At 63.1% G+C, this 25,684-nt stretch carries 29 protein-coding genes and 2 pseudogenes; 19 read left to right on the forward strand and 12 right to left on the reverse strand.

All coding sequences use genetic code 11. The features are described 5' to 3' along the window. Window positions 1-3: 3 nt before the first annotated feature. From ACP7BZ_RS08260 to ACP7BZ_RS08275, 4 genes are all read right to left on the reverse strand, one after another. Complete coding sequence (locus ACP7BZ_RS08260) at window positions 4-1,947, reverse strand: PAS domain-containing hybrid sensor histidine kinase/response regulator (protein ID WP_426111941.1); 1,944 nt, start codon at window positions 1,945-1,947, stop codon at window positions 4-6. A 117-nt stretch (window positions 1,948-2,064) separates the two neighbouring features. Beyond that, window positions 2,065-2,547 (reverse strand): glutathione peroxidase, encoded by a 483-nt coding sequence (locus ACP7BZ_RS08265; RefSeq protein ID WP_426111943.1) that lies wholly within the window; start codon window positions 2,545-2,547, stop codon window positions 2,065-2,067. Next, window positions 2,547-3,683 carry a PilT/PilU family type 4a pilus ATPase gene (locus tag ACP7BZ_RS08270; protein ID WP_426111945.1) on the reverse strand — a complete coding sequence of 379 codons (1,137 nt, stop codon included), beginning with the start codon at window positions 3,681-3,683 and terminating at the stop codon, window positions 2,547-2,549. The genes ACP7BZ_RS08265 and ACP7BZ_RS08270 overlap by 1 nt, the downstream gene beginning before the upstream one ends. Window positions 3,684-3,710: 27 nt before the next feature. Continuing rightward, a complete protein-coding gene (locus tag ACP7BZ_RS08275; protein WP_426111947.1) occupies window positions 3,711-4,754 on the reverse strand; it encodes a type IV pilus twitching motility protein PilT in 1,044 nt (347 codons plus the stop codon). Between the two features lie 92 nt (window positions 4,755-4,846). Here ACP7BZ_RS08275 and ACP7BZ_RS08280 point away from each other — a divergent pair, with 92 nt between their 5' ends. Next, complete coding sequence (locus tag ACP7BZ_RS08280; RefSeq protein WP_426111949.1) at window positions 4,847-5,548, forward strand: YggS family pyridoxal phosphate-dependent enzyme; 702 nt, start codon at window positions 4,847-4,849, stop codon at window positions 5,546-5,548. Next, window positions 5,538-6,383: a pyrroline-5-carboxylate reductase gene (gene proC / locus ACP7BZ_RS08285; protein ID WP_426111951.1), complete on the forward strand. Its 846-nt coding sequence runs from the start codon at window positions 5,538-5,540 to the stop codon at window positions 6,381-6,383. Before ACP7BZ_RS08280 ends, proC begins: the two co-directional genes overlap by 11 nt. A gap of 72 nt (window positions 6,384-6,455) precedes the next feature. On the opposite strand, the gene ACP7BZ_RS08290 is transcribed toward proC, so the two are convergent. Continuing rightward, window positions 6,456-6,776 carry a DUF883 family protein gene (locus tag ACP7BZ_RS08290; RefSeq protein ID WP_426111953.1) on the reverse strand — a complete coding sequence of 107 codons (321 nt, stop codon included), beginning with the start codon at window positions 6,774-6,776 and terminating at the stop codon, window positions 6,456-6,458. Window positions 6,777-6,815: 39 nt separating this feature from the next. Beyond that, complete coding sequence (gene ubiA / locus ACP7BZ_RS08295) at window positions 6,816-7,670, reverse strand: 4-hydroxybenzoate octaprenyltransferase (protein ID WP_426111955.1); 855 nt, start codon at window positions 7,668-7,670, stop codon at window positions 6,816-6,818. Between the two features lie 142 nt (window positions 7,671-7,812). On the opposite strand from ubiA, the gene ACP7BZ_RS08300 reads away from it, so the two are divergent. Both ACP7BZ_RS08300 and ACP7BZ_RS08305 read left to right on the forward strand, forming a co-directional pair. Further along, window positions 7,813-8,250 carry a hypothetical protein gene (locus ACP7BZ_RS08300; RefSeq protein WP_426111957.1) on the forward strand — a complete coding sequence of 146 codons (438 nt, stop codon included), beginning with the start codon at window positions 7,813-7,815 and terminating at the stop codon, window positions 8,248-8,250. A gap of 151 nt (window positions 8,251-8,401) precedes the next feature. Further along, on the forward strand, window positions 8,402-8,794 hold the full coding sequence (locus tag ACP7BZ_RS08305) for a cupin domain-containing protein (RefSeq protein ID WP_426111959.1): 393 nt from the start codon (window positions 8,402-8,404) through the stop codon (window positions 8,792-8,794). Between the two features lie 87 nt (window positions 8,795-8,881). On the opposite strand, the pseudogene ACP7BZ_RS08310 reads toward ACP7BZ_RS08305, so the two are convergent. Together ACP7BZ_RS08310 and ACP7BZ_RS08315 are read right to left on the reverse strand one after the other, a co-directional pair. Then, a pseudogene (locus ACP7BZ_RS08310) lies at window positions 8,882-9,071 on the reverse strand (transposase); the annotation flags it as partial. A gap of 34 nt (window positions 9,072-9,105) precedes the next feature. Continuing rightward, window positions 9,106-10,035, reverse strand: a pseudogene (locus ACP7BZ_RS08315) (hydrogen peroxide-inducible genes activator); the annotation flags it as partial. 168 nt (window positions 10,036-10,203) lie between these two features. On the opposite strand from ACP7BZ_RS08315, the gene ACP7BZ_RS08320 reads away from it, so the two are divergent. After that, entirely contained in the window at window positions 10,204-11,376 is a 1,173-nt protein-coding gene (locus ACP7BZ_RS08320) for a PilT/PilU family type 4a pilus ATPase (protein WP_426111961.1), read from the forward strand. Between the two features lie 60 nt (window positions 11,377-11,436). After that, entirely contained in the window at window positions 11,437-11,922 is a 486-nt protein-coding gene (locus ACP7BZ_RS08325) for an adenylyltransferase/cytidyltransferase family protein (protein ID WP_426111963.1), read from the forward strand. A gap of 12 nt (window positions 11,923-11,934) precedes the next feature. On the opposite strand, the gene trmL is transcribed toward ACP7BZ_RS08325, so the two are convergent. Together trmL and ACP7BZ_RS08335 are read right to left on the reverse strand one after the other, a co-directional pair. Next, the gene (trmL, locus tag ACP7BZ_RS08330) at window positions 11,935-12,405 is read right to left on the reverse strand and encodes a tRNA (uridine(34)/cytosine(34)/5-carboxymethylaminomethyluridine(34)-2'-O)-methyltransferase TrmL (RefSeq protein WP_426111965.1); all 471 of its coding nucleotides are present in this window, start codon (window positions 12,403-12,405) and stop codon (window positions 11,935-11,937) included. Between the two features lie 44 nt (window positions 12,406-12,449). Then, window positions 12,450-13,151, reverse strand: coding sequence for a phosphoribosyltransferase family protein (locus tag ACP7BZ_RS08335; protein ID WP_426111967.1), 702 nt, complete (start codon window positions 13,149-13,151; stop codon window positions 12,450-12,452). A gap of 128 nt (window positions 13,152-13,279) precedes the next feature. Between ACP7BZ_RS08335 and ACP7BZ_RS08340 the strand changes: the two genes are divergently transcribed. The 3 genes from ACP7BZ_RS08340 to ctaD all read left to right on the forward strand — a co-directional run bounded on the left by ACP7BZ_RS08340 (window position 13,280) and on the right by ctaD (window position 17,284). Further along, window positions 13,280-14,170, forward strand: coding sequence for a methyltransferase domain-containing protein (locus ACP7BZ_RS08340; RefSeq protein ID WP_426111969.1), 891 nt, complete (start codon window positions 13,280-13,282; stop codon window positions 14,168-14,170). 302 nt (window positions 14,171-14,472) lie between these two features. After that, window positions 14,473-15,669: a cytochrome c oxidase subunit II gene (gene coxB / locus ACP7BZ_RS08345; protein ID WP_426111971.1), complete on the forward strand. Its 1,197-nt coding sequence runs from the start codon at window positions 14,473-14,475 to the stop codon at window positions 15,667-15,669. Between the two features lie 13 nt (window positions 15,670-15,682). Further along, complete coding sequence (gene ctaD / locus ACP7BZ_RS08350; RefSeq protein ID WP_426111973.1) at window positions 15,683-17,284, forward strand: cytochrome c oxidase subunit I; 1,602 nt, start codon at window positions 15,683-15,685, stop codon at window positions 17,282-17,284. Here the strand turns inward: ctaD and ACP7BZ_RS08355 are convergent. Then, window positions 17,277-17,435 carry a hypothetical protein gene (locus ACP7BZ_RS08355; RefSeq protein WP_426111975.1) on the reverse strand — a complete coding sequence of 53 codons (159 nt, stop codon included), beginning with the start codon at window positions 17,433-17,435 and terminating at the stop codon, window positions 17,277-17,279. The genes ctaD and ACP7BZ_RS08355 overlap by 8 nt on opposite strands. A gap of 17 nt (window positions 17,436-17,452) precedes the next feature. Here ACP7BZ_RS08355 and ACP7BZ_RS08360 point away from each other — a divergent pair, with 17 nt between their 5' ends. From ACP7BZ_RS08360 to ACP7BZ_RS08370, 3 genes are read left to right on the forward strand one after another with little or no spacing between them, the layout of a single operon-like run. Next, a complete protein-coding gene (locus tag ACP7BZ_RS08360) occupies window positions 17,453-18,028 on the forward strand; it encodes a cytochrome c oxidase assembly protein (protein WP_426111977.1) in 576 nt (191 codons plus the stop codon). Further along, on the forward strand, window positions 18,025-18,237 hold the full coding sequence (locus ACP7BZ_RS08365; protein WP_426111979.1) for a DUF2970 domain-containing protein: 213 nt from the start codon (window positions 18,025-18,027) through the stop codon (window positions 18,235-18,237). The genes ACP7BZ_RS08360 and ACP7BZ_RS08365 overlap by 4 nt, the downstream gene beginning before the upstream one ends. Window positions 18,238-18,284: 47 nt before the next feature. Then, a complete protein-coding gene (locus ACP7BZ_RS08370) occupies window positions 18,285-19,145 on the forward strand; it encodes a cytochrome c oxidase subunit 3 (RefSeq protein ID WP_426111981.1) in 861 nt (286 codons plus the stop codon). A 111-nt stretch (window positions 19,146-19,256) separates the two neighbouring features. Here the strand turns inward: ACP7BZ_RS08370 and ACP7BZ_RS08375 are convergent, their stop codons facing one another. Beyond that, window positions 19,257-19,457: a twin transmembrane helix small protein gene (locus ACP7BZ_RS08375; protein WP_426111983.1), complete on the reverse strand. Its 201-nt coding sequence runs from the start codon at window positions 19,455-19,457 to the stop codon at window positions 19,257-19,259. A gap of 74 nt (window positions 19,458-19,531) precedes the next feature. Here ACP7BZ_RS08375 and ACP7BZ_RS08380 point away from each other — a divergent pair, with 74 nt between their 5' ends. The 7 genes from ACP7BZ_RS08380 (at window position 19,532) to ACP7BZ_RS08410 (ending at window position 25,680) form a co-directional block, all read left to right on the forward strand. Then, complete coding sequence (locus tag ACP7BZ_RS08380; RefSeq protein WP_426111985.1) at window positions 19,532-20,254, forward strand: SURF1 family protein; 723 nt, start codon at window positions 19,532-19,534, stop codon at window positions 20,252-20,254. Then, window positions 20,238-20,882 carry an SCO family protein gene (locus ACP7BZ_RS08385; RefSeq protein WP_426111987.1) on the forward strand — a complete coding sequence of 215 codons (645 nt, stop codon included), beginning with the start codon at window positions 20,238-20,240 and terminating at the stop codon, window positions 20,880-20,882. The genes ACP7BZ_RS08380 and ACP7BZ_RS08385 overlap by 17 nt, the downstream gene beginning before the upstream one ends. A 6-nt stretch (window positions 20,883-20,888) precedes the next feature. Then, window positions 20,889-21,992: a COX15/CtaA family protein gene (locus tag ACP7BZ_RS08390; RefSeq protein ID WP_426111989.1), complete on the forward strand. Its 1,104-nt coding sequence runs from the start codon at window positions 20,889-20,891 to the stop codon at window positions 21,990-21,992. After that, window positions 21,989-22,900 (forward strand): heme o synthase, encoded by a 912-nt coding sequence (gene cyoE / locus ACP7BZ_RS08395; RefSeq protein ID WP_426111991.1) that lies wholly within the window; start codon window positions 21,989-21,991, stop codon window positions 22,898-22,900. The genes ACP7BZ_RS08390 and cyoE overlap by 4 nt, the downstream gene beginning before the upstream one ends. 12 nt (window positions 22,901-22,912) lie before the next feature. Next, window positions 22,913-23,491, forward strand: coding sequence for an SCO family protein (locus ACP7BZ_RS08400; RefSeq protein ID WP_426111993.1), 579 nt, complete (start codon window positions 22,913-22,915; stop codon window positions 23,489-23,491). Then, window positions 23,491-24,597: an AI-2E family transporter gene (locus ACP7BZ_RS08405; protein ID WP_426111995.1), complete on the forward strand. Its 1,107-nt coding sequence runs from the start codon at window positions 23,491-23,493 to the stop codon at window positions 24,595-24,597. The genes ACP7BZ_RS08400 and ACP7BZ_RS08405 overlap by 1 nt, the downstream gene beginning before the upstream one ends. Window positions 24,598-24,885: 288 nt before the next feature. Continuing rightward, window positions 24,886-25,680 (forward strand): c-type cytochrome, encoded by a 795-nt coding sequence (locus ACP7BZ_RS08410; protein ID WP_426111997.1) that lies wholly within the window; start codon window positions 24,886-24,888, stop codon window positions 25,678-25,680. The last annotated feature ends 4 nt before the right edge of the window (window positions 25,681-25,684 follow it).

The following is a 25,684-nucleotide window of genomic DNA, read 5'->3' on the forward strand; positions in this document are numbered from 1 at the left end:
GTTCTACGATGACGGCGCCGCCTGCGGCAGCACCTGGTCGAGCAGGCGCGCCAGCTGGCCGGCGTCGACCGGCTTGGTCAGGTGATGATCGATGCCGGCCGCGCTGCTGCTGGCGCGGTCGGCCGCGCTGCCGTAGCCGGTGATGGCGATGATGGTGGCATCGGCGCCGCCGGGCAGGCGGCGCAGGCGGCGCGCCAGTTCGTAGCCGCTCATGTCGGGCAAACCGACATCGAGCAAGTAGACGTCGGGCCGCACGCGCAGCGCCTGGGCGATGGCGTCGCCGGCATTGAACACCAGGTCGATATGGTGGCCGCCGGTGGCCAGTACCATGCCCAGCATTTCGGCGGCATCGCGGTTGTCGTCGACGATCAATACGCGCAGTGCCTCGGCCGCCAGCGGCGGCGCCAGCGCTGCCAGCGCCTGCGGCGCGCGCGCGCCGCCACTGGCGCCCACTAAGTCCAGCATCACCACCAGGGCGCTGCCGCGCCCCTTGCCGGCGCTGTGCGCGGTGACGCTGCCGCCATGCCGCTCGACCAGCGTTTTGACCAGCGCCAGACCGAGACCGAGACCGCCGGCGGTGCGGTCGGACGAGCGCGCGGCCTGGCTGAACAGGGTAAAGGCACTGGCCAGGGTCAGGGCATCCATGCCGACCCCGTTGTCGCTGACGGTGATGCGGGCCTGCGCGCCGATGCATTCGAGGCGCACGTTGATGGTGCCGCCGGCAGGGCTGTAGCGGGCGGCGTTGTTGAGCAAATTGACCAGCACCTGCACCAGCCGCTTGGCATCGCCACTGACCTCGGCATTGCAGGGGTCGAGCTGCACGCTCAGATGATGGTGCAGCTGCTCGATCAGCGGGCGCGCCTGTTCGACGGCGTCGGCGATGATGTGCTTGAGGTCGACGCGCTGCATGTCGAGGGTGACCAGGCCCTGGGTGACGCGGGCGGTATCGAGCAGGTCGTCGAGCAGGTGGTTCATGTGGCGCGCCTGGCGGTCGATGACGGCGCCGGCCTTTTGCATCATGCGGGCGTCGCCGCGCCCGAGTGCGAGCAGCTGGGCGGCGGCGCTGATCGGCGCCAGCGGATTGCGCAACTCGTGCGCCAGCATGGCCAGAAATTCATCCTTCTTGCGGCCGGCGTCGTGCAGCGCTTCGCTTAGCAGCATGCGCTCGGTGATGTCGGCGACGATGCCGATCAGGCGGTCATTGCGCTCGGGCCAGTGGGTGTTGCGGTAGCAGCTGCCCTGCATATTGATCCAGTGCACGCTGCCATCGGGCCAGCACACGCGGGCGTCGAACTGCAGCGCCGCATGGCTGACGATGGCGCCATCGAACAGGGCGGTTACGCGCGCGCGGTCGTCGCCATGGATGTGCGCCAGCAGGATCGCCAGGGTCCACGCCGGCGCTCCCTGCGGGTGGCCAAAGCACTGGTCATGGCGCAGGTTGCGCTCCCAGCTGCCGTTGGCGAGGTCGAGCCCCCATTCGCCAAGACTGGTTGCCGCCAGTGTAAATTGCAGGCGCGCGGAAGTTTCGAGTTCCTTGTCGATCGCCTGGCGCACCGCCGAAATGTCGCGCGAGACGGCCAGCAGGCGCACCACGGTGCCGTCGGCACCGTAAATCGGTGTGACCACCACATCCCACCACTTGGGGGTGCCGCGGCTGGTCGGGCATAGCGCATCGAAGCGCGCCGCCGTGCCACCGAGCGCAGTGGCGATCGCGGCCAGCACGGCGGGACGCGACGCTGCCGGCCACAGGCTGTCCCAGCTGGTACCGTAGTAGCTGCTGATGTTGTCGATTTCGAGGGCCAGCTGGCCATTGCGGTTCATCGCCAGCAAGCTGCCGCACGGCGCCATCAGCTTGACGCAGTCGGGACTTTGCTCGAACGCCCATTCCAGATTATTCGGGGCGGCGCAGGAGAAATCAGGGTGCTCGGGCGGGTGGGGAGCGTTCATGTACAGCGCTTTGCGGGGATGCGATGCACCGATCATACGCGAGGCACCCCCCGCGCCCGCTTGCCAGAGGTGTTTCGCCATTAAGTGTACTTGACAGCACGTTACCGATGGTAATTGTCAGCTTGCAGCGAGGGCAGCGATGTCGTCCAGCAGGGCGGCCGGCATGGTGGCCGGGGCGTAGCGCTTGACCACGCGGCCGTTGCGGTCGACCAGGAACTTGGTGAAGTTCCACTTGATCGCCTGCGTGCCCAGCACACCGCGGGCGTCCTGCTTGAGCTGCTTGAACAGGGGATGGGTGTGCGCGCCGTTGACTTCGATCTTGGCGAACAGGGGAAAGGTGACGCCGAAATTTTTTTCGCAAAAAGCGCCGATCTCGGCCGCGCTGCCCTTTTCCTGGGCGCCGAACTGGTTGCACGGAAAACCCAGCACTGCCACGCCCTGCGCCTGAAACTGTTGATACAGCGCTTCCAGGCCCTGGTATTGCGGCGTAAAACCGCAGGCGCTGGCGGTGTTGACGATCAACAGCACCTTGCCCCGGTAGCGCGCCAGCTCGACCGGCTCGCCTGCCAGCGATAGCGCCTGGTGGCCGTAAATGTCCATCAGACGATGCCCAGGTGGTGGGTGCCGGCGGCCAGGTCGCGGTTCTTGGCATCCTTGCCGTGCAACTTGATGGCCAGGCGTAAATCGTTGACCGAGTCGGCATTTCTCAGCGCATCTTCGTAACTGATCTTGTCGGCCTCGTGCAAGTCGAACAGGGCCTGGTCGAAGGTCTGCATGCCCAGCTCGCGCGACTTTTTCATGATCTCCTTGATCTCGTGGACATTGCCCTTGAAGATCAAGTCGGAAATCAGCGGTGAATTGAGCATGATCTCGATCGCCACCACGCGGCCTTTCGACTCCTTGCGGGGAATCAGGCGCTGCGACACCATGCCCTTCAGGTTCAGCGACAGGTCCATCAGCAGCTGCGCGCGCCGCTCTTCGGGGAAGAAGTTGATGATGCGGTCGATGGCCTGGTTGGAACTGTTGGCGTGCAAGGTCGCCAGGCACAGGTGACCCGTCTCGGCGAAGGCGATCGCATGTTCCATCGTTTCGCGGTCGCGGATTTCGCCGATCTGGATGACGTCGGGCGCCTGGCGCAGCGAGTTTTTCAGGGCCGCTTCGAAGCTGTCGGTATCGACCCCCACTTCACGCTGGGTGATCACGCAGTTCTTGTGCGGGTGCACGTATTCGACCGGGTCTTCGATGGTGATGATGTGGCCGTAGCTGTGTTCATTGCGGTAGCCGACCATCGCCGCCATGGTCGTCGATTTGCCCGAGCCGGTGGCACCCACCATGATCACCAGGCCGCGCTTGGTCATGATGACGTCGGCCAGGATGGCCGGCAGTTCGAGCTCTTCCAGTTTCGGGATCGTGCTGGTGATGGTGCGCAAGACCATGCCCACGCAGCTCATCTGCACGAAGGCGGACACGCGAAAGCGCCCCAGCTCGCCGGGGCTGATGGCGAAGTTGGCTTCTTTCGATAATTCAAAACCGGCCGTCTGCTTGTCGTTCATGATCGCGCGGGCCAGGTCGGCCGTGTGGGCGGCGGTGAGCGGCTGGCTCGACACGGGTGTCATCTTGCCGTCGATTTTGATGGCAGGCGGAAAGCCGGCAGTGATGAACAAGTCCGAGCCACCCTTGCTGGTCATCAGGCGCAGCAGGTCGAACATGAATTTTGAGGCTTGATCGCGTTCCATAATGTGCTCGCTTCTGGTTGACTCGTTTTAGCCCGGGAAATTTTCAGCCGTTTTCGCCGCCGACCGCGCAGCGGCATTCGAAATGACGTTGCGGCGGACCAGTTCCGTCAGGTTCTGGTCGAGCGTTTGCATGCCAACGTTCGAGCCGGTCTGGATTGCCGAATACATCTGGGCGATCTTCGATTCGCGGATCAGGTTGCGGATCGCCGGCGTGCCGATCATGATTTCATGGGCTGCCACGCGGCCGTTGCCATCCTTGGTTTTCAACAGGGTTTGCGAAATCACCGCTTGCAGCGATTCGGACAGCATCGCGCGCACCATTTCTTTTTCGTCGGAGGGGAAGACGTCGACGATACGGTCGATGGTCTTGGCCGCCGACGAGGTGTGCAGGGTACCAAATACCAGGTGACCGGTTTCGGCCGCCGTCAGCGCCAGGCGGATCGTTTCGAGGTCGCGCAATTCGCCCACCAGGATGCAGTCGGGATCTTCGCGCAGCGCCGAGCGCAGGGCGTTATTGAACGACAGCGTGTGCGGGCCCACTTCGCGCTGATTGATCAGGCATTTTTTGGAGTCGTGGACGAACTCGATGGGGTCTTCGACGGTCAAAATATGGCCGTATTCGTTTTCGTTGAGGTGGTTGACCATGGCAGCGAGCGTGGTCGATTTGCCCGAGCCGGTTGGCCCCGTCACCAGCACCAGGCCGCGCGGGCGCATCGCCAGGTCGGCGAAAATACGCGGCGCATTGAGGTCTTCGAGCGACAGGATTTTCGAGGGAATGGTGCGCAGCACGGCGGCGGCGCCGCGTTCCTGGTTGAAGGCATTGACGCGAAAGCGCGCCAGGCCCGGAATGGCAAACGAAAAGTCACATTCGAGCACTTCTTCGTACTGCTTGCGCTGGCCGTCGTTCATGATGTCATAGATCATGCCGTGGACGTCTTTGTGCTCGAGCGGCGGCAAGTTGATGCGGCGCACGTCGCCGTGCACGCGGATCATCGGCGGCAGGCCAGAGGACAGGTGCAGGTCGGAAGCTTTGTTCTTGACGGAAAAAGCGAGTAATTCGGAGATGTCCATTTATAATCCCTGAGCCGTAAAAAAGGGCGCGTTCGGGAAGCATGCGCGTGTGCATCACCTCGTTTCGCTTTTAATTGCCCGCTGACAAGATTATGTCCACAATCCTCTCCAAACTGCAAGCTGTCGATTCAACCATACAGGCCGCCTGTACGGCCTCCCAACGTCCGCGCGCGGACGTCCATTTGCTTGCCGTTTCCAAAACATTTGGCGCCGATGCCGTGCTCGAAGCGTTCGCCGCCGGCCAGTCCGCCTTCGGCGAAAATTATTTGCAGGAAGCGCTCGACAAACAGGTAGCGGTGGCGGCGGCGCGCCCCGATGCGGCCGTCGAATGGCATTTTATTGGCCCCATTCAGAGTAACAAGACGCGCCCGCTGGCGACCCACTTCGATTGGGTGCACACGGTCGAGCGTTTGAAAATCGCCCAGCGCCTGTCTGAACAGCGGCCGCCGACGTTGCCGCCTTTAAATGTTTGTTTGCAAGTGAATATCAGCGGCGAAGCGACCAAAAGTGGCGTGGCGCCGGCCGATCTGGTGGCGCTGGCGCAGCAAGTCGCCCTGTTGCCGCAGCTCAAATTGCGGGGATTGATGGCCATTCCCGAGCCGGAAACTGACGTTTCAAAACAACGGCAAGCGTTTGCGGCGGTGCGCGCGCTGTTCGATCAACTCAATGCCGACGGTTTTGGCCTCGACACTTTGTCGATGGGCATGTCCGCCGACCTCGGCGCCGCGATTGCCGAAGGCGCCACCATCGTGCGCGTCGGCAGCGCCATTTTTGGAGCACGCCATGGCGCCTGACGCTGCGCTTTCACTGACCTTCATAGGCGGTGGCAATATGGCCGGCGCCCTGATTGCCGGCCTGGCCGGTCGCCTCACTGCCGGTGCCCATATCCACGTGGTCGATCCGAACGACGCGCAGCTGGCGCGGCTGGCCGACAGTTTTGGCGTCAGCACCGCCAGCGCCATCGATGCGCGCGTCCTCGCCAGCAAGGTCATCGTGCTGGCCGTCAAGCCACAGCAGATGCGCGCGGTGGCGGCGGCGCTGGCGCCGTTGCTCGCGCCTGTGCTCTCTGGCGGCCCGCTGCTGCTGTCGATCGCCGCCGGCATCGGCAGCGCCGACCTGGCGCGCTGGCTGGGCGGCTACGGCGCCATCGTGCGCTGCATGCCCAACACGCCGGCGCTGATCGGCCAGGGCATTACCGGCATGGTGGCAACGATCGCCGTGTCGGCGGCGCAGCGGGCGCTGGCCGATGGCATCCTGCAAGCGGTCGGTCAGACCGTGTGGCTGGCTGACGAAGCGCTGATCGATCCGGTGACGGCGGTGTCGGGCAGCGGGCCGGCCTACGTGTTTTATTTTATCGAGGCAATGGCGCAGGCGGCCGTCGAACTGGGGCTGACGGCCGAGCAGGGCAAGCAGCTGGCGCTGGCAACATTTACCGGCGCGGCGCAACTGGCGGCGCAGTCGGCCGACGAAGTCGCCGTGCTGCGCGACAAGGTGACGTCCAAAGGCGGCACCACCTACGCCGCCTTGCAGAGCATGGAAGCGTCTGGCGTCAAGCAGGCAATCATCGACGCCGTCAAGGCGGCCGCCGCGCGCGGACGCGAACTCGGTGTGGAACTGGGGCGCGATTAGATTCCCCTCGGATGCAGATAAAAAAGGGCTGGCACGCGAACGCGGGCCAGCCCTTTTTTTAAGCGAGCGAGATTAGTCCTTGCGCGAAATCGCCACGCCCAGCAGCAGGCCGATGGTGGCGCCGATGGCCACCGAGCGCCAAGGGTTTTCGTGCACGTACTGGTCGGTGGCCTTGGCCGCTTCCCTGGTTTTTTCCACCACGGCGCCCTGGTAGTACAGCACGTTGTCCTTGGCACTGGACAGGGTGCGTTCGAATTTTTCTTTGGCAGCGCGCAGATCCTCGCCGGTCAGCGAGCTGTTGCGCAGCCAGCCTTCGGCATCGGCGATGACTGACTTCAAATCGCTCATCAATTGATCGCGGGTACCGGACTGGGTGGGGATTTTTTCCATCATAAAAAGCCTCGTGGTTGTTCGTTGAAAATGACTACAACATTATCTGAACGCATAGTCTAACGCCACTCCGCCAAAAAGGGCCGCACCCAACCAATTGTTGTGACGAAAGGCGGCGAAACAGCGCAGCCGGTCGCGGCCGGCGATCAGGGTGTAATGGTAGAGGGCGATGGCGGCAGCCACGGCAACGCCGCCGACGAAGCACCAGCGCAGGCCCAGCAGCCAGCCGCACACCAGGTCGATCGCCAGCGCCGCCCCGTAGCACAGCATGACGGCGGCAACGTCGAAGCGGCCGAAGGTGATGGCCGAGGTGCGCATACCGATCTTGAGGTCATCGTCGCGGTCGACCATGGCATATTCGGTGTCGTAGGCCACTGCCCAGAACACATTGGCCAGCAGCAGCGCCCAGGCCAGCGCCGGCACTTGCTGCTGCACGGCGGCGAAGGCCATCGGTATGCCGAAACCGAAGGCGATCCCCAGATAGGCCTGGGGAATGGCGAAGAAGCGCTTGAAATACGGGTAGCTGGCGGCAATGAGCAATGCTGCCACCGACAGCTGTTTGGTCAGGGTATTTAATGGCAAGACCAGCAGGAAGGCCAGCGCGGCCAGCACGCCGGCCACGGCCAGCGCTTCCCATCCTGCAATCTTGCCGCTGGTGAGGGGACGCTCGGCGGTGCGCTTGACGTGCTTGTCGAAGTTGCGGTCGGCGTAGTCGTTGATGGCGCAGCCGGCCGAGCGCATCAGCGCGGTGCCCACCGTAAAAATGAGCAGCAGCAGCGGGTCGGGTGTGCCATCCGAGGCCAGCCACAGGGCGATCAGGGTGGGCCACAGCAGCAGCAGGATGCCGATCGGCTTGTCGGCGCGAATCAGTTTGAAATACAGGGCCAGTCGGGTCATGATCGCTTTCGAGCAGTGGCGCCGCCGCCTGGTCGAAGCCAGCAACAGGGGGGCGCGCCGTGTGATTGTTGTTTGACATGGCGCCAGCCCGGGCGCCGTCGGCGGCCTATACTTGTGTGCCTTTTATATACGGATCGACATCATGCAACCCAAGCATTTTACTGTGTGTGCGGCGTTTTTTGCAGCCTCGACCGGTGCCGCCGCCGCACCCCAGGCCACTTTCGTGCAGGCCAACTCGCTGCGCCAGCTGCCGCTGGCCGTGCAGCAGCAGCTCGGCGTCGGCAACGGCGACGACGCCATCGCCGACAGCGGCGAGCGTTTCAATGGCGGCTGCGTCGGCGGCAGCGGCGTGCCGCGCAAGCGCTTCCTGCTGGGGGCGGTGTCCAGCGACGTCGTCGTGGTGGCCATCGAGGTGGGCGGTATCGCCCTGTATTCGCGCACGCTCGAATGGCGCCGCCAGGGCGACGCCTGGGTCAAATCGGAGCGGCGCAATGCCCTGCCGTTTCCCAAAAATCTGCAGGAATTGCTGGCCGAGGGCCAGCCGGCGGGCCTGCAGCGCGCAGCCTTGCTGCTCGATTGAGGAAAAATGGGACTGGTACCGCAGGTGAACTGCATCCCTAAAGTTGGACAGCATTTGGCGCCTGGCACGCCATACCGCACGCTGACGTCGACACCCCGGTGCCTCACTCTGCGCTAAAATGGTGGCTATCGTTTCAACAAGCTGAGGTGCCATGAAACCTGCCGTCTCGCCCGCTGCAATTGCGCAATCGCTCACCGAAACCTGGTCGCCCCGCGTCGTCGCCGAGTTCGATGATTCCTATGTCAAGGTGGCCAAGGTACACGGCTCGCTTGCCTGGCACAGCCATGACCATGAGGATGAGCTGTTCTTCATTCTCAAAGGGCGCCTGAGGATCGAAATGGACGCCGCCGTGGTGGAATTGAGCGAGGGGCAAACCTTTGTGGTGCCTCGAGGTGTGCGACACAACCCGGTCGCCGAAGAAGAGTGTCACATCATGCTGATCGAGCGCAAGAGCACGCTCCACACAGGCAGCGAGATCACCGACAAGTCGCGTTCCATCGACGACCAGCTGCGCCCGCTTTTTGAACACCGAGCACCGGCATGATCGCCAGCACTCTCATCCACGGTGCCGTCGAACTCGAACAGACCGCCGATGGATTGCGGCCACACCGTCTTCCGGCACGGGCGCGCGCAGGTGACGAAACTTGAGCAGCGTTGTCGCGTCCGGTGCCGATTGCGTTCCAAGACCGGTGCCAGCAAAAGCGCGAATAGACCGGCTGTCGTAGATCGCCTCCGCGACGCCTTCGTCAGACCAACCCAAGCATTGCCGGGCCCCGTACATGCGCAGCATGCGCGCCAATCTGATCAGGCCGCCCGCGCCGGTGCGCCGATGACGACGCCATCGTCTTCATCGGCCATCTGCACACCGGGCAAATCGCAGGCGGCCACGGCTGCGCAGATGGCGTCGATGGCGGCGCGGCGGGTAAAACTCTTGCGCCACACCAGCACCACGCGGCGCGACGGCACTGGCGCACTGAACGGCACGAAACGCAGCAGGGCGCGGCTGTCCTGCTTGTCGCTGTCCATGTCAGGCACCGAGGCGCGCGGCAGCACGGTCAGGCCGATGCCGCTGGCGACCATGTGGCGGATGGTTTCCAGCGATGAGCCTTCGAAAGTGCGCTGCATGCCATTGCCGGGCGTCGAAAAGCGCGCCATTTCCGGGCACACTTCCAGCACCTGGTCGCGAAAGCAGTGGCCATTGCCGAGCAGCAGCATGGTTTCTGTCTTCAAGTCTTCCGCGGTGATGGCGGCGCGGTTGGCCCAGGGGTGGCTTTTTGGCATGGCAACCACGAACGGCTCGTCGTACAGGGTTTGCATCGACATGCCATGGTCGGGGAGCGGCAAGGCCATGATGGCGGCGTCGAGCTCGCCCTGGCGCAGCAGTTCGAGCAGGCGCACGGTAAAATTTTCCTGCAAAATGAGCGGCATCTGCGGCACGTTGTCGATGATGTTTTTCACCAGTGGCGGCAGCAGGTAGGGGCCGATGGTGTAAATCACGCCAAGGCGCAGGGGGCCGGCCAGCGGGTCCTTGTTTTGCTTGGCCAGTTCCTTGATGGCGGCGGTCTGTTCCAGCACCCGTTCGGCCTGGGCGACGATTTGCTGGCCCAGCGGCGTCACCGATACTTCGGCGCCGCCCCGTTCGAACAGCACCACCCCCAGCTCATCTTCAAGTTTCTTGATCGCCACCGACAGTGTCGGTTGGGCCACGAAACAGGCCTCGGCGGCGTGGCCAAAGTGGCGCGCGCGGGCAACAGCGACGATGTATTTGAGTTCGGTGAGGGTCATGGTGATTGAACCAGCGAGGCCGGCGAAGTGGGACTGGCGCGCAGACGGCAGCGCGCTGCGTGGAAAACACTTGCAATATTTCCAGCAAAGTTTTTGTATTTTACCGGAAGCCCAGTCGATATAATTGCCGGGCCGGCGATTTTTGTCGATTCATTTCCGAGAGAACTCATGTCCACCCAGTTTGGTCCCGTCGAAGCGCAAGCGTATATCCACAAGCTGCTCACCGTCATGCAGCACCAGGGTGGCTCCGACCTGTTTATCTCTGCCGACTTCCCGCCCAGCATGAAGCAGCAGGGCGCCATGAAGCCCTTGAGCCAGCAAAAGCTGACCGGCGAGGTGACGCGCGCACTGGCCCTGTCGATCATGAATGACAAGCAAAAGCGCGAATTCGAGGCGGAGATGGAATGCAATTTCGCCATTTCGCTGCCGAATGTGTGCCGCTTTCGCGTCAATGTCTTCGTCCAGCAACAATCGGTCAGCATGGTGGTGCGCACGATTGCGTCGGAAATTCCGAATTTCGACAAACTCGACCTGCCCGAGGTGCTCAAGGATGTCATCATGAGCAAACGGGGGCTGGTGCTGGTGGTGGGCGGCACCGGTTCGGGCAAGTCGACCACGCTGGCGGCCATGATCGATTACCGCAACACCCATTCGGCCGGCCACATCATCACCGTCGAAGATCCGGTCGAATACGTTCACAAGAACAAGGCGTGCCTGGTGACCCACCGCGAAGTGGGAGTCGATACCCTGTCGTGGCACAGCGCCCTGAAAAACACCCTGCGCCAGGCGCCCGACGTCATCCTGATCGGCGAGATCCGCGACACCGAAACGATGGAACACGCGATCGCCTTTGCCGAGACGGGCCACCTGTGCCTCGGCACTTTGCACGCGAACAATTCGAACCAAACCATGGACCGCATCATCAACTTCTTCCCGGAAGAGCGGCGCAACCAGTTGCTGATGGACCTGTCGTCGAATTTGCGCGCCATCGTCTCGCAACGGCTGGTGCGCACGGGCGATGGCAAGGGCCGCAAGGCGGCCATCGAGATTTTGCTGAACACCCCCACCATCGCCGAGATGATCTTGAAAGGCAATTTCAACTCGATCAAGGAAATCATGCACAAGTCGCGCGAACTGGGCATGTGCACCTTCGACCAGGCGCTCTACGAGTTGTATAACAAGGGCTTCATCGATTACGACGAGGCCATCCGCAACGCCGATTCGGCCAACGGCCTGCGCCTGCAGATCAAGCTGCGCGGCGAGCGCAAGGAGCCCGGCGGCAGCGCCGGGGCCCGCAGCAACGACTTGTCGATGCTGGCTGACGCCCCCCCGGACGAATAGATTTTTCGGTTTTTACCTGTTTACCTTTTAGCCTTTAGCTTTTACCTCAGCCCTGCCACCATGCCCACTTTCGAACAAAAAATCTGCAGCCGCGCCGACCTGGCCGCACGGGTCGCGCAACTGCCGCAACCGGTGGTGCTGACCAATGGCGTCTTCGACATCCTGCACCGCGGTCACGTCACTTACCTGGCGCAGGCGCGCGCGCTGGGCGCCTCGCTGGTGGTGGCAGCCAATACCGATGCCTCCGTCAAGCGGCTGGGCAAGGGCGACGACCGTCCCCTCAACACGGCGGCCGACCGCATGGCGGTGCTGGCGGCGCTCGAAGCGGTCAGCCTGGTGGTGGCATTTGACGAAGATACGGCGCTCGAGGTGGTGCTCGAAGCGCGTCCCGCGATTTATGCCAAGGGCGGCGATTACGACATGACTGCCATCCCCGAGGGGCAGGCGGTGCTCGCTTATGGCGGCCAGGCCATCGCCATCGATTTTGCGCATGACCGTTCGACCACCAAGCTGCTCACCAAGGTGCGCCAGCAGGCGCGGCCTTAAAAGGTAAGCGCCTCAGGCGCCGCCGGCGTAACCATGCTGGCGCCACGCCTCGTAGACCACCACCGCCACCGTGTTCGATAAATTCAGGCTGCGATTGTCAGGCCGCATGGGCAGGCGAATGCGCTGGCTCACTGGAAAACTGTCGCGCAGCGCGGGCGCCAGGCCGCGCGTTTCCGAACCGAACACGAACACATCGCCGGGCTGAAAGGTCGTCTCGGCGAACGGTGCGGATCCATGCGTGGTCAGGGCGAACATGCGCGCCGGATCAGGCTGGGTGGCCGCCATGAAGGCATCCCAGTTGCGGTGCACCTGCATGGTGGCGTAATCGTGGTAATCGAGACCGGCGCGCTTCATCTTGCTGTCATCGAGGGGAAAGCCGAGCGGCTCGATCAGGTGCAGCTGGGCCCCCGTGTTGGCGCACAGGCGGATGATGTTGCCCGTATTGGGCGGAATTTCTGGTTCGACAAGGACAACGTGAAACAAGCGGACTCCTCGAAAGTGGCTAGCCGCCATGGTACAGCACCGGGCTATTTGGGCGGCGTGCGCGCCACCACATAATTGGTGACGCGGACGGCGCCGGCCCCCTTGAGGGCGGCCGCCAGCGCGTCGAGGGTGCGCCCGCTGGTCATGACGTCGTCGACCACGGCCACGTGCAGGCCGGCGGCAGCGTCGCTGGCGGCAAATGCGGCGCGCACATTGGCCAGCCGCGCCGCCGCCGCTACGGCCGACTGCGGCGCCGTTTCGCGCACCCGCGTGAGCAGGCGCGGCGCCAGCGGCACTCCCAGCATGCGCGAGAGGGGCCGCGCCACCTCGAGCGCCTGATTAAAGCCCCGTTCGGCCAGGCGGGCGCGGCCCAGCGGTACGGGCGCGATGACATCGGGCAGGCGCGCACCAATGGCCGTCTGGCGCAGCACCTGGTCGCGCAGCTGCGCCGCACACCATGGCGCCAGCTGCAGGCGTGCTGCAAATTTCAGTTGCAGCAGCAGTTGATCGAGCGGCGCGGCGTAGTCGCCAGCGGCGATGGTGGCGTCGAAGGCGGGCGGTCTGGCCAGGCACAGGCCGCAGTGGCGGCCGGCGTCGGCATCTTCGCAGGGGAGCGGATTGGCGCAGATCTGGCAGCGCGGGCCGGCCGCCACCGCATCGAAGCGGCAACCCTCGCACACCACGCCGGCGCAGCGCTGGCCGCACAGCGCGCACGACGACGGCAACAGCGTTGCCAGCGAACGCATTGAAAACCGCAGCGAAAACCGTCGCGAAACCATCCCTGTCCCATTCGAAAAGACGGCACGTTGTACACTGCCGCCATTATCGTATTTTTGTGATCTCTGCCATGGCCACACCCCAAGCCCCGTCCAGAATGAGTGCGCCCATTGATGGCCGCCAGGTCCGCCGCCTGTTCGCCGATCCGGCGCGCGTGGCGGACGCCGATTTTTTGCGGCGCGAAATCGCCAGCCGCATGCATGAGCGCCTTGAACTGGTCAAAATTGCCCCCCGCCGCGTGCTCGACGCCGGCTGCGGCGCCGGCGCCGACCTCGCCGTGCTGCAAAAAGACTATCCGGCCGCGCAAGTGATCGGCATCGATGGTGCCGCCGCCATGGCCGCCGCCGCGCGCGCGCCGGCGCCCGCCCTGCGCGCCCTCAACCAGATGCTCAGCCGGCTGTTGCCGGCCAAGGCGGGCGTCGATGTGCTGGCGGGCGACTTCGGCAATTTGCCGTTGCCGCCGAACTCGGTCGACCTGGTGTGGTCGAACCTGGCGCTGCACTGGCATCCGCAGCCCGACCGCGTGTTTGCCGAATGGCGGCGGGTGCTGGGCGTCGATGGCTTGCTGATGTTTTCCATTTTCGGCCCCGACAGCCTGCGCGAGCTGCGCAGTGCCTATGCCGAGGTGGACGAGCATCCGCATGTGTTGCCCTTCGTCGACATGCACGATTTTGGCGACCAGCTGGTCGCCGCCGGTTTCAGTACACCGGTGATGGATATGGAAGTGATCAAGGTGACTTACGACACGGCCGCCGCTTTGCTGGCCGATGTGCGCGCCCTGGGCGGCAACCCGCTGGCGACGCGCGCGCGCGGCTTGCGCGGCCGGGCGGCGCAGGCGCGCCTGCTGGCCGCGCTCGAGCGCGGGCGCGACGCCAGCGGCAAACTGGTGCTCAGCTTCGAAGTCATTTATGGCCACGCCTTTCGACCAGCGCCGCGCGCCACCGCCGCCGGCGAGGCGATCGTGCGCTTTCAGCCGCGGCGGCCCTGAGGCCGTCCTGCCCTGAGGCCCTGCAGCGCGCGCCGCCGCAAGTTTCTTGATGCTTTTGCTAAGCAATGAGTATAATCGAAGAGGAATTTTGTCGACTTACGCATGCATGTAAAAAAACATCATGGCAGTACTGAGTTGACAGCCGCAACAGCAAGTCGTCGTTCATCGGTGTGCTTTGCTCATCCTTGACCGGGGACCCGGCGCCGATGCAGGCGTGGTGGCTGGACGGCAGGGAGACGCGGCGAACTGTGTTTGGCTCGCTGACTATAAAAATACGTATTTTTTTGTTGGTTGGGGAAAACATGACTTATGTGAAGCGACTTCAGGCCTTGTTGTTCGGGCTGGCGATTGCGGCCAGTCTTGCAGTAAGCACGACGGCCCTTGCCGCACAAGAAACCGCTGGCCACGCCACCGTCCGCCAGCTCAACCTGCAGCCGCCGGTCACCCGCATCGCCGCTGAAATCAACAACCTGCACACCTGGATGATGGTGGTGTGCCTGGCCATCTTCGTGGCCGTGTTCGGCGTCATGTTTTACTCCATCATCAAGCACCGCCGCTCGGTCGGCCACAAGGCCGCCACGTTCCACGAGTCGACCGCCGTCGAGCTGGCCTGGACCATTGTTCCCTTCCTGATCGTGATCGTCATGGCCTTGCCGGCCACCAAGACCGTGGTGGCCATGAAGGACACCTCGAATGCCGACCTGACCATCAAGGTCACCGGCATGCAGTGGAAGTGGGGCTACGATTATCTGAAAGGCGAGGGCGAGGGCATTTCCTTCCTCGCTAACCTGGCCACACCGCGCTCGCAAATCGGCGCGCCCGGCGTCGCTCCCACCGCCGCGCGCGGCGAGTTTTATTTGATGGAGACTGACAACGAGGTAGTCGTCCCGGTCAACAAGAAAATCCGCCTGGTTCTCACCGCCAACGACGTTATCCACTCGTGGTCGATTCCCGCCTTTGGCGTCAAGCAGGACGCCATTCCCGGTTTCGTGCGCGATACCTGGTTTCGCGCCGATGCGCTTGGCACTTACCGCGGTTATTGCTCCGAGCTGTGCGGCAAGGAGCACGCCTTCATGCCGATCGTCGTCAAGGTGGTATCGGATGCCGATTACTCGGCCTGGGTGGCGGTTAAACAAAAAGAAATGGCGGCGCTGGCCGACGATCCGGCCAAGGTCTGGACCATCGACGAACTGAAAACCAAGGGCGAAAAACTCTACACCAGCAATTGCGTGGTGTGCCACCAGGCCACCGGCAAGGGGGTGCCGGGTGCCTTCGCCGCCCTCGACGGTTCGCCGGTGGTGAATGGGCCGAAGGCGGAACAGATCAACGTATTACTCAATGGTAAGAAGAGCGGCAAGTACCCATCCGAAATGGCGTCCTGGAAGCAGTTGTCCGATTCCGACATCGCTGCGCTGATCACTTACACGCGCAACAGCTGGTCGAACAAGGCTGCGGAAAACATCGTTCAACCGGCCGAAGTTTTGGCCGCACGCAAGTAATCGGGAGTAGAAGATGAGCACAAGCACCACCATCGATCACACCGTCGGCCACGGCGCACACGACCATTCGCACGACCACCCGCATGGCTACCAGCGCTGGCTGTTCGCCACCAACCACAAGGATATCGGCACCCTGTACCTGTGGTTTTCGCTGATCATGCTGATGTCGGGCGGCGTGCTGGCCCTGATGATCCGCAGCGAACTGTTCCAGCCCGGTCTGCAGTTTTTCCAGCCCGAGTTTTTTAACCAGCTCACCACCATGCATGGCCTGGTGATGGTGTTCGGCGCCATCATGCCGGCCTTCGTCGGCTTCGCCAACTGGATGATTCCCCTGCAGGTGGGTTGCGCCGACATGGCGTTCGCCCGCATGAACAATTTCTCGTTCTGGCTGCTGCCACCGGCGGCGCTGCTGCTGGGCGGTTCCTTCTTCGCCCCCGGTGGCGCCACCGCCGCCGGCTGGACCCTGTACGCACCGCTGTCGACGCAGATGGGTCCGGGCATGGACATGGCCATTTTTGCCATGCACCTGATGGGGGCGTCGTCGATCATGGGTTCGATCAACATCATCGTCACCATCCTCAACATGCGCGCGCCCGGCATGACCCTGATGAAAATGCCGATGTTTTGCTGGACCTGGCTGATCACTGCCTATTTGCTCATTGCCGTGATGCCGGTGCTGGCCGGTGCCATCACCATGACCCTGACCGACCGCCACTTCGGCACCTCGTTCTTTAACGCCGCCGCCGGTGGTGACCCCGTCATGTACCAGCACATCTTCTGGTTCTTCGGTCACCCCGAGGTCTATATCATGATCTTGCCGGCGTTCGGCATCGTCTCGCAGATCCTGCCGGCGTTCGCCCGCAAACCCCTGTTTGGCTATGCCTCGATGGTGTACGCCACCGCCTCGATCGCCATCCTGTCGTTTATCGTCTGGGCCCACCACATGTTCACCACCGGCATGCCGGTGACTTCGCAGCTGTTCTTCATGTACGCCACCATGCTCATCGCCGTGCCGACCGGCGTCAAAGTGTTCAACTGGGTCGCCACCATGTGGAAGGGCTCGATGACCTTCGAGACGCCGATGCTGTTTGCGGTTGGCTTCATCTTCGTGTTCACCATGGGCGGGTTTACCGGCCTGATCCTGGCGGTCACCCCCATCGATATCCAGCTGCAGGACACCTATTACGTCGTCGCCCACTTCCACTATGTGCTGGTGGCCGGCTCGCTGTTTGCCCTGTTCGCCGGCTTTTACTACTGGTCGCCCAAATGGACCGGCCATATGTACAAGGAAGGGCGTGGCAAATTCCACTTCTGGGCGTCGCTGATCACGTTTAATATTACCTTCTTCCCCATGCACTTCCTGGGCCTGGCCGGCATGCCGCGCCGCTACGCCGACTATTCGGCGCAGTTCACCGACTTCAACGCCATCGCCACCATCGGCGCCTTCGGCTTTGGCCTGTCGCAGGTGTACTTCCTGTTCTTCGTGATTCTGCCGACCATCCGTGGCGGTGCCAAGGCCGCAGCCAAGCCATGGGATGGTGCCGAGGGCCTTGAATGGACCGTGCCGAGCCCGGCGCCGTTCCACACCTTCGAGGTGCCGCCCACGGTCAAGTAAGCCACTGGTTTGATGTTGCAGCATCGGCAAGCGGATCAGCTTGCCGCCTGGGAGTAACGGCTATGTCTGAAGGTAAGAAACCAAACAATTCGCGGCTGGCGCTCATGTTGGCCGGGGTCGCGCTGTTTTTCTTCGCGATGGTGTTCGTCAAGCGGATCTGGCTGTGACATGAGCGGCACCCCCACCCGGGTATTGCGGCTCAACCGCGCCATGCTGGGCAAGCTGCTGGTGGTGACGGTGGTGATGTTTGGCTTTGGCTATGCGCTGGTGCCGGTCTACCGGCAGATGTGCGAGCTGCTGGGCATTAATGTGCTGACGCAAAAAGATGGCACGGTCACGCGTCCCGCCAACACCCAGGTCGACGCCAGCCGCACGATTACGGTTGAACTCGATGGCAATGCCCAGGGCCCGTGGCGCTTTCGTCCCACCACCCGCAGCATCGAGGTCCATCCGGGCGAGCTGGCCACCGTGATGTATGAAGTGGTCAATACCCAGGATCGCACGGTGCAGGCGCAGGCCATTCCCAGTTATGCGCCGCAGTCGGCCACACCGCATTTCAAGAAGGTCGAGTGTTTTTGTTTCAGGCAGCAAACCATGCAAGCCCATGAAGCGCGGCAAATGCCGGTGGTGTTTTTTATCGACCCGGCGCTGCCCCGTGAAGTGAAAACCATCACGCTGTCGTACACGTTTTTTGAAGTGGGCGGTACTACCGGCAATCCCCTGAGAACGGTGGCGGCAAGGTGAGCAAGGAAAATGAGGTCAAGCGCAAAGCCCACCTGGGCGCCACCATCAAGGCGGTGCTCTGGTCGTTTTTCGGCATTCGCAAAAAAAGTGATTACGAAAGTGATGCAGCCAACCTCAATCCGGTGCACCTGGTCATTGCCGGCATTCTGGGGGCGGCCCTGTTCATCGGGGTCCTGGTGACCATCGTCCACTTCGTGGTGGCGAAATAAATTGTACATAGCTTGAAATTTAATAATAGAGCAGACAGGAGATCAAGATGAGTGCACCACACGGCGTCGCGCCCCATTATTTCGTCCCAGGCCCTTCGCGCTGGCCCATGCTGGCCGGGCTGTCCCTGCTGGTGACGATGATCGGCGCCTCCGGCTGGGTCAACGGCCAGGCCTGGGGGCCGGGCGTCAACCTGGCCGGCATCGCCGCCGTATTGATCGTGTTGTACTTCTGGTTCGGTGACGCCATCGGCGAATCGGAAAGTGGCCAGTACGGCGCCAGTGTCGACCTGTCGTATCGCTGGTCGATGAGCTGGTTTATCTTCTCCGAAATCATGTTCTTCGGTGCCTTTTTTGGCGCGCTGTTCTATGCCCGCACCATCAGCATGCCGTGGCTGGGTGACCTCGACCACAAAGTGATCTGGCCCGATTTTGCTGCCCACTGGGGCAATACGGGACCGGCGGCGCTGGTCGAATCGTTCCAGACCATGGGGCCGTTTCCGATCCCCACCATCAACACGGCGCTGCTGCTCACTTCCGGCGTGACGCTGACGATTGCCCATCACGCGCTGCTCGCCGGCCAGCGCAGCAAGACGGCCGTGTGGCTGTTCGCCACCATCTTGCTGGGCGCTACCTTCATGGGCTTCCAGGCCTATGAATACATGCACGCTTATAGCGAACTGAACCTTAAACTGACGTCCGGCATTTACGGCTCGACCTTCTTTTTGCTCACCGGTTTCCACGGCTTTCACGTCACCGTCGGCGCCATCATGCTGTCGGTGATGCTGTACCGCGTGCTCAAGGGCCACTTCACGCCCGACCACCATTTCGGCTTCGAGGGCGCGGCCTGGTACTGGCACTTTGTCGACGTCGTCTGGCTGGGCCTGTACGTCGTCATCTACTGGCTGTAAGGGGCGACTAGGGCGGGCTGCGGTCCGCCGTCGATGGCCAGCACGAAGCCGCACCGGGTGGGACCACCGGTGCGGCTTTTTTCTGTTAAGTTGTCAGGGGTTGTGCAACGCTCAGTGCAAGCCGGTCGGCGCGATCCAGCCCATGTGGTACGACCCCAGCAAAATCAGGAACAGGGTGATCGACAGCGCCACGCGCATGGCCAGCGCCTGCACGGTACGGTTGCTCTTGCCCTTGTCGCGCATGAGAAAAAACAGGGCGATGCCCAGGCTCGACAGGATCAGGATAAACGCGATGGCGATCAGGGATTTCATGGGAATGAATGTGGATGCACGAGTGAGAGCGCGGGTGGCGGCGGAAGTGATCAGGAACCTTGATTGTAATGCGTATGCGTAGCAGGATCGCACGTTTCGCATGGCGTCCGGTGGCGCTGGCCGCCACCATCGTGCTGGTGACGCTGGGCATCGTGCTGGGCAACTGGCAAGCCGGTCGCGCCACCGAAAAACTGGCGCTCCAACAAAAACTCAGCGATGCCGCTACACTGGTGCCCATGCCGGTGCAGGCGGCGGACCTGGCCGGCGGTGGTCTGGAGTTTCGCAAGGTGCGCCTGCGCGGCCATTTTATTGACTGGCCGCTGGCGCTGAACAACCGCCCGTACCACGGCCAGGCGGGCTTTTATCTGGTGATGCCGTTTCAACTGGAAAATTCGACCACCCATGTGCTGGTGGCGCGCGGCTGGTTGCCGCGCAATCGAGCCGATCCCTCCAGCTTGCCGCCGTACCAGACCCCGGCTGGCATCGTCACCATCGATGGCGTCGTCAAGACCACGCTGGGCCACATCATGGAACTGGGCGGCGCTGGCGCGCTCAAGCGGGGCGCCATCGTGCAAAACCTGACGCCGGCGCAGTTTGCCAGCGCCAGCGGCTTGAGCACGGCGCCCGTGCTGCTCGAGCAAACGGGGCAACTGGCTGACGGCCTGGTGCGCGACTGGCCGGCGCCTTCGCTGGGCGTCGAGAAGCACCAGGGTTACGCTTTTCAGTGGTACGCGCTGGCCGTGATGGCTGCGCTGTTTTTTGTCATGACAGGATTTCGACGTGCAAGCACCCGCTAAACCCCTCCCCATCAGCGAGCAGCAACGCGCGCGCGGCCGCTGGAAACTGCTGGCCGTGCTGGCCGTGTGCGCGGCGCCGCTGATTTTTTCCTATCTGACCTATTACGTCATCAAGCCGGGCGGGCGCACCAATTACGGCGCGCTGATCGACCCGCGGGAACACCCCATGCCCGTGCTGCAGGCCAGCAGCCTGGATGGCAAACCGACCGAACTGTCGGCCTACCAGGGCAAGTGGCTGATGCTCAAGGCGGGACCGTCGAGCTGCCCGAAAAGCTGCATGGACCAGCTGTTTGCCATGCGCCAGGTGCGTGCCATGCAGGGCAAGGACATGGAGCGCATCGAGCGCGTCTGGCTGATCCTCGATCCGGCGCCGCTCGATACCATGCTGATCCGCGAGCTCGACGGCATGCGCATGTTGCGCGCGCCGGCCGCCGCCGTGACCGCCTGGCTGCCGCCGGCGGCCGATGCCCCGCTGGCCAGTTCGATCTACCTGGTCGATCCGCTGGGCAACCTGATGATGCGCTTCCCGCCACCGCCGGCCGGCGCCACCGAGGCGCAGACAGTCGAGCACTACGCCAAAATCAAGAAAGATATCGCCAAGCTGCTCAAAGCCTCGGCGATCGGATAAGGATCTATGCAAATTGCAACATTGGCCCAACTGGCCGTGACTGGTTTACTGGTGGCCAGCCTGCCCCTCTCGATGGTGTGGCTGTCCTCCGATCCCAACAAATATCGCAAGCTGGTCTGGCTGGCCGCCTTTCTCACCTTTGATCTGATCGTCTTTGGCGCGTTTACCCGCCTGACCGATTCGGGCCTGGGCTGCCCCGACTGGCCCGGCTGCTATGGTTTGGCCAACCCGTTCCAGGCGCATGCACAGATCACCGCCGCCGAGGCGCTGCTGCCAAGCGGCCCGGTCACCGTGCTCAAGGCCTGGATCGAGATGATCCACCGCTACCTGGCGATGTCGATCGGCATCCTGATCGTCGCCCTGATGGCCAGCAGCTACCTGCAATGGCGGCGCAATCCACGGCCGGAATTTGCGCCCGGCCTGCCGACCGCGCTGTTTTTATTCGTCTGCCTGCAGGGCGCGTTCGGCGCCTGGACCGTGACGCTCAAGCTGCAACCCGTTATCGTCACCATCCACCTGCTGCTGGGCATGGGTTTACTGGCGCTGCTGGTGTGGCTCGGTGGTCGCCAGGATTATCTGGCCGGCAAGGGCAGGGCGGACAGTCCCGTCGCCGGCTTGCAAGCCGTGCGCGTGATGGCGCTGCTCACCGCCATGGTGCTGGCGCTGCAAATTGCCCTCGGTGGCTGGGTCAGCACCAATTACGCCACCCTGGCCTGCAGCGAATACCCGCTGTGCGGCGGCGTGTGGATCCCGCCGATGGATGTCGAGCATGGCTTTACCCTGTGGCGCGAGCTGGGCAAAACCGCTGCCGGCCATTATTTGCCGTTTGCCGCGCTGACCGCCATCCACTGGGTGCACCGCAATTTTGCGCTGGTGCTGGTGCTGGTGGCAGGGGCGACGGCGGCGCTGTCGTGGCGCCATGCCGCCCTGCGGCCGACCGCGCGGGCGCTCTTGGCGCTGCTGGTGCTGCAGGCGGCGAGCGGGCTGGCCACCATCTATCTGAGCTTTCCGCTGGCCATTGCTGTATTGCACAACGCCGGGGCGGCCCTGATGGTGCTGGTGGTGACCATGTTAAACTACAAGGCAAAGTACCTCTCCAAGCTTCCATGACCAGCCACACAGCAACGCACGAATCCCCGCAAGCACCCAAGCCGGCCAGTCGGATCGCCCAGTACTGGGCGCTGACCAAGCCGCGGGTGACGCAGCTGGCGGTATTCTGCGCCATCATCGGCATGTTTCTCGCCACCGACGGCTTGCCGCCGTGGCGCACGGTGCTGGCGGCCACCGTCGGCATCTGGCTGCTCACCAGCGCCGCCTTTGCCTTCAATTGCCTGATCGAAGCGTCGATCGATGCGCGCATGGCCCGCACGGCGCGGCGCGCCACCGCCAGCGGCGAACTGACCCGTAACCAGACGCTGCTGTTCTCCAGCGTGGTGGGCGGGCTCGGCATGGCGGTGCTGTATTGGCTGGTCAATCCACTCACCATGTGGCTCACCTTCGTCACCTTCGTCGGTTACGCCATCATTTATACGATGATCTTAAAGCCGGCGACGCCGCAAAACATCGTCATCGGTGGCCTGTCGGGCGCCATGCCGCCGGCGCTGGGCTGGGCGGCCATCGCCAACGATGTGCCGATGCAGGCGTGGCTGCTGGTGCTGATCATTTTTGTGTGGACGCCGCCGCACTTCTGGGCGCTGGCGATGTACCGCCGCGACGATTACGCCCGCTCCGGCCTGCCCATGCTGCCGATTACTCACGGCATGCAATTTACCGGCTACCACGTCTGGCTGTACTCGATTGCGCTCGCTGCCACCACGCTGCTGCCGTTCGCCGTGCAAATGAGCGGCCTGATTTACCTGGTCGCTGCGGTCATCCTCAATGCCGTGTTCTTGATGCACGGCTGGAAAGTGCACCGCCATTATTCCGACCAGGTCGCCCGCAAGGCGTTTGCCTGGTCGATCATGTACCTGGGCCTGCTGTTCGCTGCGCTGCTGGTCGACCATTACCTGCCGTTTTAATCAGACTGCCCCATGAAAAAACTGTGTGCCGTTCTGGCCATGCTGCTGACCCTGGTACTGGCCGCTTGCAGCAAGCCGGCCAGTTTCGACAATACCGACGTCACCGGCCTGCGCTACGCCGAGGATTTTGCCCTCACCGATCACCACGGCCAGCCGCGCAATCTGGCCAGTTTCAAGGGCAAGGTGGTGCTGGTGTTTTTTGGTTATACCCAGTGCCCCGACGTCTGCCCCACCACGATGGTCGAGCTCGCCGGGGTGATGAAAGAGCTGGGGCCGCTGGCCGACCAGCTACAAGTGCTGTTCATTACCGTCGATCCCGAGCGTGACACCCAGCAGTTACTGGCCGAATACGTCCCCGCCTTCGATCCCCGCTTCCTCGGCCTGCGCGGCGACGCCGCCGCCACCGCCAAGGTGGCCAAGGAATTCAAGGTGTTCTACGCCAAGGTGCCGGGCAAGCAGCCCGGCAGCTATTCGATGGACCACACCGCCGGCAGTTATGTGTTTGATAAAAACGGCAAGGTGCGGCTATTCGTGCGCCACGGCCAGGGCACGGCGCCGCTGGTCCACGATCTGCAGCAATTACTGCGCTGATGGACGGCTTCGGCAAGCGTGCCGCCCGCCTGGGCGCCATCGTATTGCTGATCGTCGGCTGCACCCTGGTGCTGCGGCCGTTTATTTCGGCGATTCTGTTTGCCGGCGTGGTGGTGGTGTCGTCGTGGCCGCTGCACCAGCGCCTGCTGGCGCGCCTGCGCGGGCGCCGCAATCTGGCCGCCCTGACCATGACGCTGTGCCTGACCCTGCTGGTGATTGTCCCTCTCAGCCTGGTTGCCTGGAATATGGCCGACGACGTCAAGCGTGTCATCGACTTGCTGCGCGCCGCCATCGACGGCGCCAACCTGCGCTCGCCGCGCTGGCTGGCCGGCTTGCCGCTGGTCGGGCCGATGCTCGACGGCTATCTGAACAATCTGCTGGGGAACCGCGAAGAACTGACCCTGCTGGCCAGGCGCCTGATCGAACCGACCCGTTACCTCGTCACCAGCGGCGGCTTGCTGCTCGGCGGCGGCGTGGTGCAATTGACGATGGCCACCTTCGTCAGCTTTTTTCTGTACCGCGACGGCGCTGGCGCCATGCGGGTGATCGGCGTCGGCGCTGCCCGCATGTTTGGCGAGCACGCCGCGCGCGTCTCGATCACCATCAGCCTGACCGTGCGCGGGGTCATGCTCGGTCTGATCGGCACCGCGCTGGCGCAAGCGATCGTGGCGGCCATCGGCTTTGCCATTGCCGGCGTGCCTGCGGTGCCGCTGCTGGCGGTGCTGACCTTCGTGCTGTCACTGGTGCCGGTGGGACCGCCGCTGGTGTGGGGCGGCGCCGCCCTCTGGCTGTTCGTCCACGATCAGAGTGGCTGGGGCATCTTCATGCTGGTGTGGGGCGTGCTGCTCATTTCCGGCGTCGACAATGTGGTGCGTCCCATGCTCATTTCACGCGGTACCACCCTGCCGTTTTTGCTGACGTTTCTGGGTGTGCTCGGTGGGGTGGTGGCGTTCGGCTTTGTCGGCCTGTTCATTGGTCCCACCTTGCTGGCGATTGCGTATTCCCTGATCAATGAGTGGACTGGCAGTAATGCCGAGATTGCCGCCGAAAGCGATCACATTGGCGACGCCAACGGCGCCGTCGCAACACCTCCAGCGCCGCTCTGATCGGCTTTTTTGCGATGCGCTGGCGCGCCCCTGCGCGCCGATTTTTTACTATCTCATTCGCATCAATCTGACTTGATGCACATCAAATTTTTTCATTACTTTCATTAAAAAACTGCAATTTGCTGTGAATTGCACGTTTTTATTCGTTAACTCGAAAACACTGCTTAATTTAACAATTGATGTGTTACGATGACCCCACTGACTGTAGGTCTATTCTTACATAGCTAGTCTCGGTCAAGCGCCCTCCGCTGGCTCGTAGAAATCGTAGCAACTCTTCAGGCGACCCCCATGAACTCACCCTGGTCCGAACTCCGGCGATTGCTGTCCCTGCTGCGCTGCGTGCCGCTGGCGGCCACGCTGTGCGTCGCCGCCCACCTGGCCCATGGCCAGGATGTCGCCACGCCAGCGCCGCCGACGGCGGCGCAGATCGTCGTGCATGCCAATGCCATTCCCGCTTTCAAAACCCTCGATTCGATCGAGGCGCGCATGCAGGGCTGCGTCACCTGCCACGGGCAGAACGGGCAGGGCACCACCAGCGGCTATTTTCCCCGCATTGCCGGCAAGCCGGCCGGTTACCTGTACAACCAACTGGTCGCCTTCCGCGACGGTACCCGCAGCTATCCATCGATGAATTACCTGGTGGCGTACATGCCTGACCCCTATCTGAAGGAAATCGCCGCCTATTTTTCTGCGCAGCGCCCGCCCTATGGGGTGCGCGAAGCGGTCACCGCCAGTGCGGCTTCACTGACGCGTGGTCAGCAACTTGCTACCGTCGGTGACGCGGCCAAGGGCATCCCTGCCTGCATCGCCTGCCATGGAAGCAAGCTGTCCGGCATGGAGCCGGGCATCCCTGGCCTGGCCGGTCTGCACACGGCGTACATTGCCGGCCAGCTCACGCGCTGGCGCGTGGGCGAGCGTCGCGCCGCCGAGCCCGATTGCATGAAGCGGATTGCCACCCGCCTGACCGACAGCGATGTGGCAGCCGTCTCGGCCTGGCTGTCGCAGCAGGTGCCGTCCTCGGTGGCGGCGCCAGAACCGTCCAATCTCGTCCGCATGCCGCTCGCTTGCGGCAGCCAAAGGTGAAGCC

The sequence above is a fragment of the Massilia sp. PWRC2 genome, from assembly GCF_049896725.1.
Taxonomy (GTDB): domain Bacteria; phylum Pseudomonadota; class Gammaproteobacteria; order Burkholderiales; family Burkholderiaceae_D; genus JAFCUW01.

Coding starts and splice junctions, on each gene's coding strand:
- ACP7BZ_RS08260 (WP_426111941.1), bottom strand. CDS start 1,947: ATGAACGCTCCCCACCCGCCCGAGCACCCTGATTTCTCCTGCGCCGCC.
- ACP7BZ_RS08265 (WP_426111943.1), bottom strand. CDS start 2,547: ATGGACATTTACGGCCACCAGGCGCTATCGCTGGCAGGCGAGCCGGTC.
- ACP7BZ_RS08270 (WP_426111945.1), bottom strand. CDS start 3,683: ATGGAACGCGATCAAGCCTCAAAATTCATGTTCGACCTGCTGCGCCTG.
- ACP7BZ_RS08275 (WP_426111947.1), bottom strand. CDS start 4,754: ATGGACATCTCCGAATTACTCGCTTTTTCCGTCAAGAACAAAGCTTCC.
- ACP7BZ_RS08280 (WP_426111949.1), top strand. CDS start 4,847: ATGTCCACAATCCTCTCCAAACTGCAAGCTGTCGATTCAACCATACAG.
- proC (WP_426111951.1), top strand. CDS start 5,538: ATGGCGCCTGACGCTGCGCTTTCACTGACCTTCATAGGCGGTGGCAAT.
- ACP7BZ_RS08290 (WP_426111953.1), bottom strand. CDS start 6,776: ATGATGGAAAAAATCCCCACCCAGTCCGGTACCCGCGATCAATTGATG.
- ubiA (WP_426111955.1), bottom strand. CDS start 7,670: ATGACCCGACTGGCCCTGTATTTCAAACTGATTCGCGCCGACAAGCCG.
- ACP7BZ_RS08300 (WP_426111957.1), top strand. CDS start 7,813: ATGCAACCCAAGCATTTTACTGTGTGTGCGGCGTTTTTTGCAGCCTCG.
- ACP7BZ_RS08305 (WP_426111959.1), top strand. CDS start 8,402: ATGAAACCTGCCGTCTCGCCCGCTGCAATTGCGCAATCGCTCACCGAA.
- ACP7BZ_RS08320 (WP_426111961.1), top strand. CDS start 10,204: ATGTCCACCCAGTTTGGTCCCGTCGAAGCGCAAGCGTATATCCACAAG.
- ACP7BZ_RS08325 (WP_426111963.1), top strand. CDS start 11,437: ATGCCCACTTTCGAACAAAAAATCTGCAGCCGCGCCGACCTGGCCGCA.
- ACP7BZ_RS08335 (WP_426111967.1), bottom strand. CDS start 13,151: ATGCGTTCGCTGGCAACGCTGTTGCCGTCGTCGTGCGCGCTGTGCGGC.
- ACP7BZ_RS08340 (WP_426111969.1), top strand. CDS start 13,280: ATGAGTGCGCCCATTGATGGCCGCCAGGTCCGCCGCCTGTTCGCCGAT.
- coxB (WP_426111971.1), top strand. CDS start 14,473: ATGACTTATGTGAAGCGACTTCAGGCCTTGTTGTTCGGGCTGGCGATT.
- ctaD (WP_426111973.1), top strand. CDS start 15,683: ATGAGCACAAGCACCACCATCGATCACACCGTCGGCCACGGCGCACAC.
- ACP7BZ_RS08360 (WP_426111977.1), top strand. CDS start 17,453: ATGAGCGGCACCCCCACCCGGGTATTGCGGCTCAACCGCGCCATGCTG.
- ACP7BZ_RS08370 (WP_426111981.1), top strand. CDS start 18,285: ATGAGTGCACCACACGGCGTCGCGCCCCATTATTTCGTCCCAGGCCCT.
- ACP7BZ_RS08375 (WP_426111983.1), bottom strand. CDS start 19,457: ATGAAATCCCTGATCGCCATCGCGTTTATCCTGATCCTGTCGAGCCTG.
- ACP7BZ_RS08380 (WP_426111985.1), top strand. CDS start 19,532: ATGCGTAGCAGGATCGCACGTTTCGCATGGCGTCCGGTGGCGCTGGCC.
- ACP7BZ_RS08390 (WP_426111989.1), top strand. CDS start 20,889: ATGCAAATTGCAACATTGGCCCAACTGGCCGTGACTGGTTTACTGGTG.
- cyoE (WP_426111991.1), top strand. CDS start 21,989: ATGACCAGCCACACAGCAACGCACGAATCCCCGCAAGCACCCAAGCCG.
- ACP7BZ_RS08400 (WP_426111993.1), top strand. CDS start 22,913: ATGAAAAAACTGTGTGCCGTTCTGGCCATGCTGCTGACCCTGGTACTG.
- ACP7BZ_RS08405 (WP_426111995.1), top strand. CDS start 23,491: ATGGACGGCTTCGGCAAGCGTGCCGCCCGCCTGGGCGCCATCGTATTG.
- ACP7BZ_RS08410 (WP_426111997.1), top strand. CDS start 24,886: ATGAACTCACCCTGGTCCGAACTCCGGCGATTGCTGTCCCTGCTGCGC.